The 13,851-nt window shown below is 37.4% G+C and carries 12 protein-coding genes; all 12 read right to left on the bottom strand.

Going from position 1 to position 13,851, the window contains the following annotated elements:
• Positions 1-6 precede the first annotated feature (6 nt).
• Positions 7-1,365, bottom strand: coding sequence for an MATE family efflux transporter (locus tag AC5YBZ_RS05885; protein WP_494543550.1), 1,359 nt, complete (start codon positions 1,363-1,365; stop codon positions 7-9).
• 5 nt (positions 1,366-1,370) lie between these two features.
• Complete coding sequence (locus tag AC5YBZ_RS05880; protein WP_494543549.1) at positions 1,371-3,044, bottom strand: asparagine synthetase B family protein; 1,674 nt, start codon at positions 3,042-3,044, stop codon at positions 1,371-1,373.
• Between the two features lie 76 nt (positions 3,045-3,120).
• On the bottom strand, positions 3,121-3,822 hold the full coding sequence (locus AC5YBZ_RS05875) for an acylneuraminate cytidylyltransferase family protein (RefSeq protein WP_494543548.1): 702 nt from the start codon (positions 3,820-3,822) through the stop codon (positions 3,121-3,123).
• Positions 3,822-4,883 carry a nucleotidyltransferase family protein gene (locus AC5YBZ_RS05870; protein ID WP_494543547.1) on the bottom strand — a complete coding sequence of 354 codons (1,062 nt, stop codon included), beginning with the start codon at positions 4,881-4,883 and terminating at the stop codon, positions 3,822-3,824. Before AC5YBZ_RS05870 ends, AC5YBZ_RS05875 begins: the two co-directional genes overlap by 1 nt.
• 15 nt (positions 4,884-4,898) lie before the next feature.
• Complete coding sequence (locus tag AC5YBZ_RS05865) at positions 4,899-5,552, bottom strand: acetyltransferase (protein WP_494543546.1); 654 nt, start codon at positions 5,550-5,552, stop codon at positions 4,899-4,901.
• Entirely contained in the window at positions 5,545-6,618 is a 1,074-nt protein-coding gene (gene neuB, locus AC5YBZ_RS05860) for an N-acetylneuraminate synthase (RefSeq protein WP_494543545.1), read from the bottom strand. The genes AC5YBZ_RS05865 and neuB overlap by 8 nt, the downstream gene beginning before the upstream one ends.
• A 7-nt stretch (positions 6,619-6,625) precedes the next feature.
• On the bottom strand, positions 6,626-7,804 hold the full coding sequence (gene neuC / locus AC5YBZ_RS05855; RefSeq protein WP_494543544.1) for a UDP-N-acetylglucosamine 2-epimerase: 1,179 nt from the start codon (positions 7,802-7,804) through the stop codon (positions 6,626-6,628).
• A gap of 16 nt (positions 7,805-7,820) precedes the next feature.
• A complete protein-coding gene (locus AC5YBZ_RS05850) occupies positions 7,821-8,972 on the bottom strand; it encodes a LegC family aminotransferase (RefSeq protein WP_494543543.1) in 1,152 nt (383 codons plus the stop codon).
• A 12-nt stretch (positions 8,973-8,984) separates the two neighbouring features.
• Positions 8,985-10,175 carry a UDP-N-acetylglucosamine 4,6-dehydratase gene (locus AC5YBZ_RS05845; RefSeq protein ID WP_494543542.1) on the bottom strand — a complete coding sequence of 397 codons (1,191 nt, stop codon included), beginning with the start codon at positions 10,173-10,175 and terminating at the stop codon, positions 8,985-8,987.
• Entirely contained in the window at positions 10,175-11,440 is a 1,266-nt protein-coding gene (gene wecC, locus AC5YBZ_RS05840) for a UDP-N-acetyl-D-mannosamine dehydrogenase (protein ID WP_494543541.1), read from the bottom strand. Before wecC ends, AC5YBZ_RS05845 begins: the two co-directional genes overlap by 1 nt.
• A gap of 22 nt (positions 11,441-11,462) precedes the next feature.
• On the bottom strand, positions 11,463-12,578 hold the full coding sequence (wecB, locus tag AC5YBZ_RS05835; RefSeq protein ID WP_494543705.1) for a non-hydrolyzing UDP-N-acetylglucosamine 2-epimerase: 1,116 nt from the start codon (positions 12,576-12,578) through the stop codon (positions 11,463-11,465).
• 238 nt (positions 12,579-12,816) lie between these two features.
• Positions 12,817-13,779, bottom strand: a complete 963-nt coding sequence (locus AC5YBZ_RS05830; RefSeq protein WP_494543540.1) for a Wzz/FepE/Etk N-terminal domain-containing protein — start codon at positions 13,777-13,779, stop codon at positions 12,817-12,819.
• Positions 13,780-13,851: the final 72 nt, after the last annotated feature.

Raw genomic sequence — 13,851 nt, 5'->3', positions numbered from 1 at the left:
AGTTAGTTAATATATTTCAAAGTATGTATTAATGTATAACATCAGTAGTGCAGTCAAACTTGATCCAAAGAGAAAAAAAGCACTCTCTTTCAATAGGTAATAACTTTTTACTTTTACATTAACTAATGCAAACAATATAAATGCGGCAAAAATACAACTTAACATTGTTGATATTGCTGAACCTAAGATACCAAACTTTAACGTAAGAATATAACTAAGAGGTATGTTAACCATGGTCGCAAATAAGAAGCCAAACATTTTATACTTGGCAGTACTCTCTTCAAGAGAAAGCACATTTGTATACAAAATGTACAGAGTGTTAAATAAAAAACTCAAACTAAGAACGATGAAAACATCATAATTAAACGTAATTTTTTCGCTATATATCACTTTAAATAAAAATGGCAATATAATTATACACGTCAAAAAACAAACATAATTAAATATCATCAAGCTACGAGTATTACCTTTAATCTTATCCAAAGATAAATACCTATACTCAGAATAAAGACTTAGTAGCTTTGGCATATATGCCTTATTCATTGCGAGTATAACAATCTGTATAGAACCTGCCAAAATAAAAATAGACGTATAATCCGCTAATTCTTCAACGGACAATAGAGATGTAATATATGCTTTATCTACCATAGAATTAACTACTGAGAAAATACTCACTGGCAAAATCACTATAGAATATTTAATAATCCTTATGTATAAATGCTTTTCGAAAACAAAAAACTCATTAATAAAACTAATAACATTAAAAATTCTTGATATGATAATCAATACAAACAAAAAATTAAGCAATAGAATAGAATTTAAATAAGCGTCAGAGCTCTCAAATATATAAATAGTGCCTAAACCGACTAAAAACTTAATCGCGAAGTAAAATACAAACCAAAAGAAGTATTTAGACTTATCAAAGCTTAACCTACTAGATAACAAGTATAAATTTACAAAATACTCAAAAAAAACGATAAGAAACATTTTTGTCATTTGGTATTTTAGTGAAATTATACTAAACAATAGATTATCATCTATAAAGGATAGCATTAAAGTAATACTAGTGAATATAAAAAATCCAGTCGCAGCAACATGGATACTATTTATAAATAACCTTTTTTTATCTTTACCTAGATCTTGATTATAGAATATAGAATAAGCAGATTCACTTGATAAGCTAACCATAGGGACTAACGCTGTAAGTAAAGCTAAAAACAATGTTAATTGACCATATTCTTGGATACTTAATAAATGAGAAGCTGAAGGCATCAAGAGAAATTGCATGCTTTTTACTAAAACATCAGCCAGTAGATATACAACTGCTGGCTTAAATAACAATACTTTAATACTATTGACGTTCATTAATGTTACATCTTTAACAAAATGGTTTGCATTTTTAAAATATTTTGTTGAAGAGCTGGATGAACCCGATGATTTCTATAATCAAAACTCAAGCCCAACTCTGACTGAAGATATTTTGTTTCGCCATCTAAATGAGTCTTCAATTGTTTAAACTCACTGGAATTAACCCAGTTTTCATAATTCATAACCCCATTGCCTCTAATAACGAAGTTCCCCATAGCTAATAGTTTTCTTGAAACTGTAGAGAATGGATTAGAGATCCGAGAAAACGTAGGCTTAAAATCCTGCCCTTGAATAGCAGATAGTTCAGGCAATCGCTTTGCTATAAACTCTTGGAATAACTGTCTATTAAGCAGCTCATCTTCATTAAATTGTTGAACCGTATCTAAGAAAAATGGCGTATAGATACTGTAAGATTCTTTCTGACCTAGAAAACTTTCAAAAGCACCTTTCGCATTATTTCGACCAAGACAAAAAATAGCGTAATTCATTAATTTCTCAGAGTTAGAAAGAGTGCCTAGATTTGCGTAAAATGTTTCAATATCATCTATGCACTCATCTAACTCAGCTTTAGTAAAGAAATCACCGAAGCCAGACATATTTAGCTTGGCTTTGAAATCTAATGGTAAACCAGTTAATGAGTTGATTGCTTTCTTAAATTTAGCAGCTTTAGGCTTAGTACCAAGAAGAGACTGATGAAGTAATGTGTGGTCTAATAAGGGACTATCTTTAATTGAGCTGTATAATGGCGAAGCACCAATAACAAAACCGCTCGCGCCAGTAACTAGAACATTTGATTTTAATTCATCAACATTAACAACCTTAAATATTTGAGAGCCTATTTCAGGAGCCAGTAGTGATTCAATGTCCAACTGTTCTTTTAAAGGAATTGAGTTATAGTCTAACGTTCTACGCTCTATGTTGAAATATTCTGCAATTTTATTTGCACTATTAAAGTCATTCGATAGAAAAAGTTTTCTTGGTCTTTCTAGTCCGATAGTGAAACCTTCAATATTCATTCCATTTTTTTTCGCATAATAAGGAATGACTCTCGAGTCAAGACCACCACTTATACCGACTGCAAAACTTGATTCTTTTGGATTTAGAACTTTGATTGTACCAAGTGCATTTGTAAATGTTTCATCGATTAAATCAAGCTTATCATCGTAAGATAGTTGATTTTCAATATAATTAAATTTCCAATATCGCTTACTAGTAACACTCTCTTTGTAAATGTCTGCCGTCAATATTGATGCTGCAGGTACTGTTTTAACACCTTTTAAAATAGTACGCTCATTCAATCCAGTGAAAAAAAAGATTTGTTGCTTAATAGCTGTTATATCAAGCTCATTAACACCAAACGACAATGCATCTTTAATTTCCCAAAAGTCATCGGATATCGTAAGGCCACTTTTCCCCATATGATAAAATATGTTTTGCTTACCTGGACGATCAGAGAGAATTTTTACTTTGCAACACTCTGGATCTAGCACTATAACAGTGAAGTCTCCAACGAGTTTTTCTAAGTGATTGTGGTTGCCATCTAGTGTTGACTTAATAACTTCGGCTTCATCCTCTAAGTATAAGCTACCAAATACATGGTAATAAAATAATTTATTATTAAGTTGAACACTCTTTTTTAGCCCACGTTGTGATGTTCTGTTTATATTTATAAGCATTTATTTTTCCAAGTAATCAACCAAAAATCCAAATCTATGATTGAAAATTCATTCCTGTTTATCTGAATAAATATATTTAAATCAATTCATTGTTATGCTTTAACATAACTTCTGCGATATAAAAATCTAAAATCGTATCTATATCTACAGATCTTTCGATTGGCATAGTATGAGCTATAACTTTTTTTGAGTAGAAAATACCTTTGTTTTTCAAAAAGCGATCTACCTTAAAAGCATAGATCGAACCGTTCAAACGATAATAATCCGGCAAATCTTGTGAACGCTTGCCTATAATCGAATCAGGGAAAAACTCCCCCATATTCTTATCACTCGGTAACGTATTTGCCCATAGAGGGCTGTGTTCACAAGCACATACCGACACTACACCTTCAATAGTCTCATCGAACGATTCTAGTAATTTATCGATATCCTCTGTCTTCCTCAGTGGTGAAGTAGGTTGTAATATAACCACATAATCAAAGTCTTCACCAACTACTTCAAGAGCATGTAAAATAACACCATTGGTGCAAGCTGTATCACCAGATAGATCTTTTGGCCTTAGGAAAGGTACATCAGCACCAAATTTTTCTGCTGTATTTGAAATTTCATTGCAGTCAGTACTAACAATAACACGGTCTATATATTTTGACTTTTTCGCAGCATCGATAGACCATGAAATTAAAGGTTTACCACCTAATTGCTTTATATTTTTACCAGGTAATCGTTTACTCCCACCTCTTGCTGGAATAACCGCAATAACTCGCTTACCATTTAACATTACTCTAACCCCAGAGATAATATATCCATCTGTGCTCTGTTGAAGTCGTCCATACGGCCGATATCTAGCCAATACTCATGAATAGGGAACATAAGTACTTTTTGACGTTCTTCCATATGCTGTTCAAGCAAGGTTGGCATGTCAATCTTCTGGTTCTTCTCTACTGATTGGATAACTCGAGGCGATACTACGTAAATACCCGCATTGACAAAAAAACGCTGTATTGGCTTTTCTACCATGCTTGTGATTAGGTTACCGTCGCCATTAACCACACCATATGGGATTTGATAATCATATTCACGTACACACATTGTTGCGTCCGCATCGTTTTCCATATGAAAACTCAGCAAACGTTGGAAGTCGACCTTAGTTAATACATCACCGTTGATCATGATTAATGGTAGATCTCTTGGCATATCATCAGGTAATAAGCCAAGCGCACCGCCAGTCCCAAGAGGACTATCTTCATGTACATATGAAATACTCACACCTAAATCACTACCATCACCAAAATGTTGGTGAATCTGTTCCGGCATATAATGAGTGGATATGTAATAATTACTAAAGCCAGCTTTAATAAAGCTTTTAATAACTGTCTCTAAAATAGGCTTATCACCTACTTTCAACATTGGTTTCGGGCAGTTATCCGTCAATGGACGTAGGCGAGTACCGAAACCACCAGCCATAATAAAGACAGGATTCTGATATCGATCTTTACTCAGTGCACTATGAAGAGTTTCAAGACCAACAACCACACCCTCCTGATCAAGTAATGGAACAGATAAGATCTGTTTTTTGTCCATAAGCTCTATAAGTTGCTCTTTTGAAGCACCTTGTTTAGCAATAATAGGCTTAGTATTCATAACCTTGGAAACAGAGTCTGTTAACATCAAATCATTTAGTAAACCACGTCGGATATCACCATCAGTGATCATTCCTAGCAATTTTTTTTCCTGATCAACAACTACAGCTACACGCAATGCTTCGCTGTTAATTATTTCTAATGCCTGCTTTATTGTACTTGATTCTGATATCAGCGTTTTTTGCCAACAATGACTCATATTCTACCTTTTTTTCTAAGAATTTGTTTTGGTTGTTACTCTTACAGGATATGCAATGGTATTAGATCCTAAAGACTTAGTGAGGCTTGCTCCGGCTCCTACGATAGCTCCACAACCAATAGATAATCCTTGGATAACAGTCGAACCTGCACCAATATAAACATTATCTTCTGTTTTGACTTGGCCACATAGTGTGGCTTTCGGAGCAATGTGGTTGTAAGCACCTATGTTACAGTCATGCTCAACCAAAGCACCACTGTTGACTATACTATGACTACCGACTATTGCCCCTGTTTGAATAATCGCCATAGGTAAGATCTGAGCGCCGATTTCGATTTTAGAAAAAGGAGATACAAATGCACTATCCGCTATGACAGTTTCGAACCGATACCCTAACGAAAGAAAATATTCGTTAATTTTTCGCTTAAATCCAGATTTAGGCATCATACCAATACCGTTCACTAAGTGAATTTGATCCTTGCTGAAAGCCAAAATATCATCATCATTTTTTAGGTGCGTAATCCCCTTAAACACCGAACGTTGACTTATATCTTCAGGGCTTATTACAGCAAGAATTTCTCGTCCTTGTAGAAGTAATATTTCAGCAAGAACTGAGGCATGGCCTCCTCCACCAATTATTACGATAGGTAGCATTGACTTATCACTCAAAAATTAGCTCTCCAGCTTTGTAGCCTTTAGTTGCTCTGTGTCCGATAAGTTCCCAGTAACGATATGGCGATAGACCTGAGCCAGGACGCTTAATTGTGAGGTTGAATTCTGTTAGTTCTTCACCTTGTTTTATATCTGTTGCTGCAACTAAGCTTTTTCTAGCAACAGCTTTATTTTTTATTTCAGATACCGTAGGTGTTTTTACACTAGATCCAAGCGCAACTTCTATTTGCCGAATAGATTTTATCATGGCTTCTAGCTCACGTGGCTCAAGAGAAGCTTTATGATCTGGACCTTCCATGTTTTTATCTAACGTGAAATGCTTTTCAATTAGTACTGCTCCACGAGCAACTGCTGCTATCGGAATAGTTATACCTTCACTATGATCTGAATAGCCTGCTGCTAAATCAAAAGATCTGGCAAGGGTATCCATGGCTCTCAGGTTAATCTCTTCCATCGGAGCTGGATATTCAGTTGTGCAATGAAGTATCGTTACTTTCTCTTTCAACGCTGCCTGACCCGCTTCTGATGCATAAGCCTCTTGAAATCCCAGCATAGAAGGCACAGCATTTTTATCAGCGATATAGCCAAAAGCAATAACCCCTAATGCGGTTTCAATTTCAGAAAGGGTCGCCATTCCTGTCGAAACGATAAGGTCACACCCCGTACGAGCGTGCTCTAATACAAGGGGCGCATTCGTTAATTCACCAGAAGGTAACTTTAATCGCGTCAAACCTAAGTTATTAACTAAAAAATCTAGGCTTTCAAAATCGAAAGCTGTCGATAAAAATTCAATACCCAAAGAGTTACAGTATTTAACCAAGTTATGATGAACCTCGTACGAAAGCTCTAAGCGACTCAGCATTGCCAGTTGTGACTCTTGCTTTTGAGTATTAGTTACTTGATATTCTGCCTGCTTTGCTTCTTCTGTAACTAGGTTTTTAGCTTTAAACGTTTGAAACTTTACAATATCGGCCCCAGCCTTATGTGCAGCATCTACCAAAGCAAAAGCTAACTCTTCTCGGCCATTATGGTTTACGCCTGCTTCGGCAATAATCAACGTCATCAATATCTCACTTAGTATCTTCAATGTTTACGTCAAAGAATGACTTACAAGGCTCAAAATGTAACCCTTTGATCATTTCTATGACTTGTTTACTACTATCACCCTGGCCGTATGGATTCGTTATAATTTCACCATCAGTTTTATACTTTCGACTGACTGCAAGGTTAATAGCTTTGTTAATCGACGTCTGTGTTGCATTGGCATTGAGAACACTTTTAGCCGCTAAACGCCCTTTTTGTCTTGAACCAATATTTACAGTTGGGACATCGAAAGCAGGAACTTCAATAATACCGCTAGAAGAGTTACCAATAACTGCCGTAGCATGCTTCACTGAGCTTAAATAACGAACTTGTCCAAGAGAGGCAATCGCTAACACTCGTTGCGGCTGACTTGCTGCATAAGCTTCTAACAAAGGAATAATGCATCTACCACCGTCATCAGCATTAGGGTAAGTCAATATAACTTGATATTCAGGGTATTCATCCAATGCATCAAGTAAAGCTTGAAAACTTTCTTCAGGAGATTCATCCCCAAGAGTAACAGGATGGTAAGTAACTACAAAGTAGGGATTTATCAACTCAAAGTTAAGTGACTTACTAAGCTCTGAAACACTCATGAAAGACGCTCTATTTAGGTGATCCAACCCTATTGCACCAATATTTTTTACTCTCTCTGGCGCTTCACCCAATTGAATGACTCTATTTCGATACTCGCGCGTTGAAGTACCATGAAGATAACTTAGTTTTGTAATAGCATGACGAATTGCATCGTCATAAGCACCTTGTGTTATTTCGCCACCATGTAGATGAACAATTGGGATACGAAGTATCATTGCTGTCTGAGCCGCAGCAAGAGCTTCAAAACGATCACCAAGGATGACAAGAACATCTGGCGTCAATCGTGCTAATGCATCCGCAAACCCCAGAACACCAAGCCCCATGCTTTTTGCTGTTCCTACAGCTGAGTCAGAAGATAACAAAATCTCGATTTTCTCATCGATATTAAAACCATCACTCTCAATCTGCTTATAAGTTTCACCAAACTCTGGTGATAGATGCATACCAGAGACTAGCAGTTGGAGTGTCAAGTCTGGATCGCTTTGTATGTCCTTTAAAAGCCAAAAGAGCAGGCCATATTCTGCTCTTGTACCTGTAAAGACCGCAACCTTTTTATGTGTCTGCGTCATTAATTATTTAACCCGCTTAGCTTTTTAGTTCAACAGGTGTACTTGGAAGGTTTATCAAGTGTGCCTCAATAAACTCAGAGTATGAAAGATCACCACACATTGCATTTTCGAACATTGGTAATCTATGCATTAACTGCCAAATTGGGCGAGTCATAACACCTGAGCTATTTGTCCCAGAAAGAACTTCTTGTCTACTTTCTTTATCTGGACAAATTATTGCGTTCAACCAGTAGTTTGACTGTGCATAATCTGGTTCAGTAACAAACTTAAAGTCTGTTCCTTTGAAAAAGTCACTGTAGCAATCTGCAAGTTCTCTCTTTTGCTTCAAGTACTGTTCGATCACTTCCATCTGAGCACATCCCAAAGCCGCATTCAGGTTGGGCATACGGTAATTAAAGCCTGGCTCATCATGGAAAAACTCATAAGGATGAGGAACTTTCGCTGTCGTAGTGACATGCTTAGTTCGTGCTCCTAGCTCTTGAGTTTTACATAAAACCATGCCACCACCACCAGTGGTAATGATCTTGTTGCCATTGAAGCTGACTGCACCAAAATCACCGATAGAACCCGTATGCTTGCCCTTGTAGAAAGAACCTAGGCTTTCTGCTGCATCTTCAACCAAAGCAATGTTCCATTTGAGGCAAACAGCGAGCAATTCATCAAGCTCTACTGGATGACCGAATGTATGCATTGGTACGACAGCTTTAATACGTTTTCCGCTGTTTTTATGGATACATCCAGTTTCTGTTATCTCAGCATGCTCATTGAGAAATGATGCTACAGCTTTAGGACAAAGCCCTAAACTAATTGGAGAAACATCCACAAATATTGGTTCTGCACCCATATGGTAAAGAGCATTACACGTTGCAACAAAGGTCAATGCTTGCGTAATAACAAGATCACCTCGCTGCACATCAGCCATATACAATGCTGCATGCAGAGCTGCGGTACCATTTACAGTTGCCACGGCTTTTGCCGTTCCTGTATAAACTTCAATCTTTCGCTCGAAGTCATCAACGAACTTACCTACACTCGAAACAAATGTACTTTCAATTGTTTCCATTACATAAGTTTTTTCGTTGCCATTAAACGTTGGTGCATGCAACGGAATAAACTCGTCAGTTCTATATGTATCTCTAACGAATTCAACAATAGATGTCGCTTTCATCAATTACTCCAGTTACATCTTGCTATCTAAGTATTTACCAGTTTCTTTATGTCCGAAGTCAGGAATCATCGTAAAGAATAGCTTTACAATTTGCTCCTTACTCCAAGCTCGATTGCCCTTCATCTCTGAAATACCGTCTTCAAATAAAGTGAGTAACTCTGACTCATAGTCAGGCTCATTCTTGATAATGCCAAGGTTTTCAAATCGAGACATGTCTAGCTCTTCCATCTCAGTGAAGAATTCTTCAAAATCCTTTTCACCAGTTGTATCACTAGATGTAAATAAACATGGCCACTTCCCTTGCTCTGGAAGCGTGTTGACTAGTTGACGAGCTTCTTCTTCTGTCTCACACAGATGAGCCTCATAACCAAGCTGTTCTAGATACTTCACGGCAATATCTGCAAACGAAATAAGATGCAGGGCCTCACTTAGTTTAGGGAAAAATATATCGCGGTTTGCACCAAATATACACGACATTAGGCACAACTCCCCTGACTCTTGAGGTGTTACGAAGTAACGCTTGATATCATTAGGAGCTACGATGGGTTGACGCTTTTGAATGCGCAGGTTAAACCCATGCAACAGTGATCCATCAGAGAAAGCGACATTCGCAAAACGCGCTGTAGAAATCGCCATTTGTTCACTTTTACGCATTAAAAACATTTCCATAATACGCTTTGAAGCTCCCATCATATTGACGGGATTTGCAGCTTTATCAGTAGACACACAGAAATACTTTTTAGCACCAGCATCAATAGCTTGCTGGATCGTTTTATCTGTATTGAAAACATTAACATCGATCATTCGCATCAAAGTGTAAGGATCTTTTTCGCTTCTAACGTGCTTTAAAGCCGATAAGTTGAGTACATAATCAAACTTACCGTCTGCTTTAAAAAATGCATCGTACTCTAGAGAACCAATATCTAAAGCAAACGTCTGAAAATCTCCATCAATGTAACCAAATGAGCTACGAATATCTCGAACTAACTCAACCATGTTGTTTTCGCTAATATCAACAACATGCAGTTTTTTCGGATTACGCTTAAAAATCTCTTTAGTTACAGCTTGACCAATCGATCCCGCCCCACCGAGGACTAAAAAGCTTGATTCAGAAACAATACGCGATAACTCTGCATCATGGTTTTCAATATCTTGCGTAAATAAAGCTTCGGTACGACCAATTAAAGGCAAAATAGTGCTCATTACCAAATCCCCTTAGTATCGATTAAATATGCCGAGTTTAATGATTCAGCTTTGAACTCTTTATGATCGACAAGCATTACGTGAATGTCAGCATCCGCTTTAGCAACTTCAAAACTTTGAAGTTCAACTTGTTCCAACGAGCTAGGCAATTGATGAATGTTGGGTTCAACAGCAATAACACGGCCTGTATGCAAAGAAGCAATTTCTTTCACTATTTGCATTGCAGGGCTTTCACGTAGGTCATCAATATCTGGTTTAAAAGCTAAGCCGTAGCATGCAATTGTAATATCTTTTACGGTCTTTTCAGAATTCTCTTGTAGAAAGTCTGCAATTGCCATTTTAGTTTTATCTACTACCCAACCAGGCTTACTATCGTTCACCTTTCTTGCCGTATGAATAATTTGAGCTTCACAAGGCGTTTTTGACACAATAAACCAAGGATCAACAGCAATACAATGTCCTCCAACACCAGGGCCTGGTTGAAGAATATTGACTCTAGGATGACGATTCGCTAGAGCGATAAGCTCCCATACATTGATATCTAGTTTGTCACAGATAACCGAAAGTTCATTTGCAAACGCAATCTGAACATCGCGAGAACTATTCTCTGTTAACTTAGCCATTTCAGCTGTTCTGGCATTTGTGATGACACATTCGCCTTGCACAAATGTACTGTATAATTCTACAGAACGTAGTGAACATTTAGGAGTAAGCCCACCAATAACACGATCGTTTTCTACTAATTCACGAACTACATGTCCTGGCAATACTCGTTCGGGACAATGAGCAATGTTGATATCCGCTTCTTCACCATGAGTTTGTGGGAATGTAAGGTCTGAACGAGCTTGAGACAACCAATCTGCCATCAGCTCAGTAGTACCGACTGGAGAGGTTGACTCCAAAATAACCAAGTCGCCCTTCTTTAATACCGAAGCGATAGCTTTGCTAGCCGCTTCAATATAAGAAAGGTCTGGAGCAGGAATGTCACCCTCTTTGCAAGGTAAAAAAGGGGTTGGAACTGCAATTAAAAAGGCATCTGCAGCCTCAGGTACACTTACTGCTTTTAGGTAACCTTCTTTTACCGCGGCATTTACTATCATATCTAGCTCAGGCTCTACGATATGAATTTTACCCTGATTAATAGTGTCGACAGCATGTTGGTTAACATCCACACCAATTACTTTCTTCTTGCGTGATGCAAACATTGCTGCTGTTGGCAGACCAATGTAGCCTAAACCGACAACTGAGACTGTTTCAAAAGACATATATACTTCTCGTTAAATTAAATTATTTTGCTAGAACATCTAGAATTCGTTGGCAAGCATGTCCATCACCGTAAGGGTTATGTGAAAAGCTCATCTCTTTATAAGCTTGCTCATCTAGAATTAGGGTCGTCAAGCCCGTCACAATTCTATCCACATCGGTACCAACTAACTTTACTGTGCCAGCCTCAATTGCTTCAGGTCGTTCAGTAGTATCTCTCATAACCAAAACAGGTTTACCTAGAGATGGAGCTTCCTCTTGAATACCGCCAGAGTCCGTCAGAATAATATGCGCACGGGTCATTAAATAAATAAATGGAAGGTACTGTTGAGATTCGATTAAGTGCACATTGGGGATACTACCTAAAATGCGGTTTACAGGCTCACGAACGTTAGGATTTAAATGCATTGGATAAAGAATCTGGCAATCAGGGTGCTTTTTAGCTGTCAAGGCTAATGCTTCACAAATACGTTCAAAACCACCACCAAAACTCTCTCTACGATGCCCCGTAACTAAAATTAATTTTTTAGTTACGTCTAAAACTGGGAACTGAATAGCGAGCGTTCTCTTTAAATCTTCATCCTTCTCAATTTTATCTTTGATCATCAAGAGTGAATCAATAACTGTATTACCTGTTACGATAATATTTTCTCGGTTAAAGTTTTCTTTAAGAAGGTTCAGTTTTGATGTTTCTGTGGGTGCGAAGTGGTATTTGGTAAGTACTCCCGTTAATCGCCTATTAGCTTCTTCTGGCCATGGAGAGTAAATATTTCCAGTTCTAAGCCCTGCTTCAACGTGGCCTACTTCAATTTGTTCATAATATGCCGCTAAACTTGCTGCAAATGTTGTTGCCGTATCGCCGTGAACAAGTACAACATCAGGTTTAAACTCCAGAAGTACAGGCTTTAGCTCTTGAACAATTCTTGCAGTTACATCATTAAGCGTTTGCCCTGCTTTCATTAAGTTCAAATCGTAATCAGGCGTGATTTCAAAAAGCTCTAATACTTGATCAAGCATTTCCCTGTGTTGAGCAGTAACACAACATTTTGCCTCAAATCTATCATCAGATGCTAAAGCGTGAACCAAAGGTGCCATTTTAATTGCTTCTGGTCGTGTACCAAAAACAGTAAGAACTTTCATTTTTGTCATTACTTCAGACCTAATTTAAGAACAATTTCTTCTAGAACAAGAAATTGAAATACAACACATTTACAGCTCAGCTTGTCAAATTAAGCTGAGGCATATTTATCCATTTTGAGACAGTCGAAATTTTAATATCCTTTATAAAAACAAGGCTTCACTGTTTTTCTTAAAACAGTCTCAATAGGCTTTTCATTTTTAAATACTTTCTATTTTAAAATTCGTACTTCGAATAGCTTCATCTTTCTTTTCTAACGAAATGCCTAATCAAAACGAACATCACACTGAGCATTCCGCCTAACATGGTCCCTAAAACACAAATTAATGCACGTTTAGGCTTAAATTTCTCTTCTGGAATGATTGCGGGATCAATTGTTTTAAATACATATTCGTCCCGTACTTCAGCGAACATAATCGTTTTTGCTTGATCTTCAATCAATTTATATAGGATTGTTCGAATATCGGCGACATTCGTTTGTGCGATCTGCTGTGTTAAAAACTCGCTACTTCTCAATGCTTCAGCAACATCCCGCTCTTTCATTTCTTTGTTAATATCTGCAACCAGCCAAGTCACCCATTGTTGTGCAACCGCTGGAGAAACATGTTCTACAGATACGGTAACCATGCCTGTATCTTTGGCTGAATTAACACTAACGATTTTATTGAATTCTTTATAGGCTTCTTGCATCGATGGCTCAGGTTTATATGGCGCTTTGACCTCACGCACCCATTTTTTCGCTGAAGCATCATAGATATCACGATCGTAACTGACAGTGTTATCACCCATATCCCACTTTACAGCGGCAATCAAGTCAGGCAGAAGGTTATGTTTTTGAATAAATTCACTAGCAAATTGACGTGATTTCATCACCTCAATTGCCATCTGAACTTTATCAACTCCACCGCCACCACCTAGATTAATTCCAGCAATACTAGCAAAGCCACCAAATTGTGAAGCTAAACCACCTAACCCACCGCTTTGCTCTTCACTCGCGGGGACCAATAAAGCTTCTGATTTATAAATATTGGGTTGCAAAATAGCAAAAATGACAGAGGCGATAGCAAAAATGGTAGTAATAGCAATAATCAACCACTTTCCTTGCCAGATCACGGCAAAGAGTTCTCGAAGATCGATTTCATCATCTGCAGGCATTGCTGCAAACTCTTGGTCCTTATCGTAATGCTTTATTTGTGTATTCATTATCTTCTTAGTTTTAATATTTATGATTAGTGCTGCTCAAATAAAACAACCTGATTAATAATGTTGCTTAAT

It is taken from the genome of Shewanella sp. 553 (assembly GCF_059338375.1).
The sequence above is the reverse complement of the archived record's forward strand: the minus strand, read 5'-3'. Positions and strand labels throughout refer to the sequence as shown.

Bases quoted from the DNA above. Each gene is read 5' to 3' on its own strand.
- AC5YBZ_RS05875 (WP_494543548.1), bottom strand. From the start codon at position 3,822: ATGTTAAATGGTAAGCGAGTTATTGCGGTTATTCCAGCAAGAGGTGGG.
- wecC (WP_494543541.1), bottom strand. From the start codon at position 11,440: ATGTCTTTTGAAACAGTCTCAGTTGTCGGTTTAGGCTACATTGGTCTG.
- wecB (WP_494543705.1), bottom strand. From the start codon at position 12,578: ATGAAAGTTCTTACTGTTTTTGGTACACGACCAGAAGCAATTAAAATG.
- AC5YBZ_RS05845 (WP_494543542.1), bottom strand. From the start codon at position 10,175: ATGAGCACTATTTTGCCTTTAATTGGTCGTACCGAAGCTTTATTTACG.
- AC5YBZ_RS05880 (WP_494543549.1), bottom strand. From the start codon at position 3,044: ATGCTTATAAATATAAACAGAACATCACAACGTGGGCTAAAAAAGAGT.
- AC5YBZ_RS05830 (WP_494543540.1), bottom strand. From the start codon at position 13,779: ATGAATACACAAATAAAGCATTACGATAAGGACCAAGAGTTTGCAGCA.
- AC5YBZ_RS05885 (WP_494543550.1), bottom strand. From the start codon at position 1,365: ATGAACGTCAATAGTATTAAAGTATTGTTATTTAAGCCAGCAGTTGTA.
- AC5YBZ_RS05870 (WP_494543547.1), bottom strand. From the start codon at position 4,883: ATGAGTCATTGTTGGCAAAAAACGCTGATATCAGAATCAAGTACAATA.
- neuB (WP_494543545.1), bottom strand. From the start codon at position 6,618: ATGACGTTGATTATTGCCGAAGCAGGCGTAAACCATAATGGCCGAGAA.
- AC5YBZ_RS05850 (WP_494543543.1), bottom strand. From the start codon at position 8,972: ATGAAAGCGACATCTATTGTTGAATTCGTTAGAGATACATATAGAACT.
- neuC (WP_494543544.1), bottom strand. From the start codon at position 7,804: ATGACGCAGACACATAAAAAGGTTGCGGTCTTTACAGGTACAAGAGCA.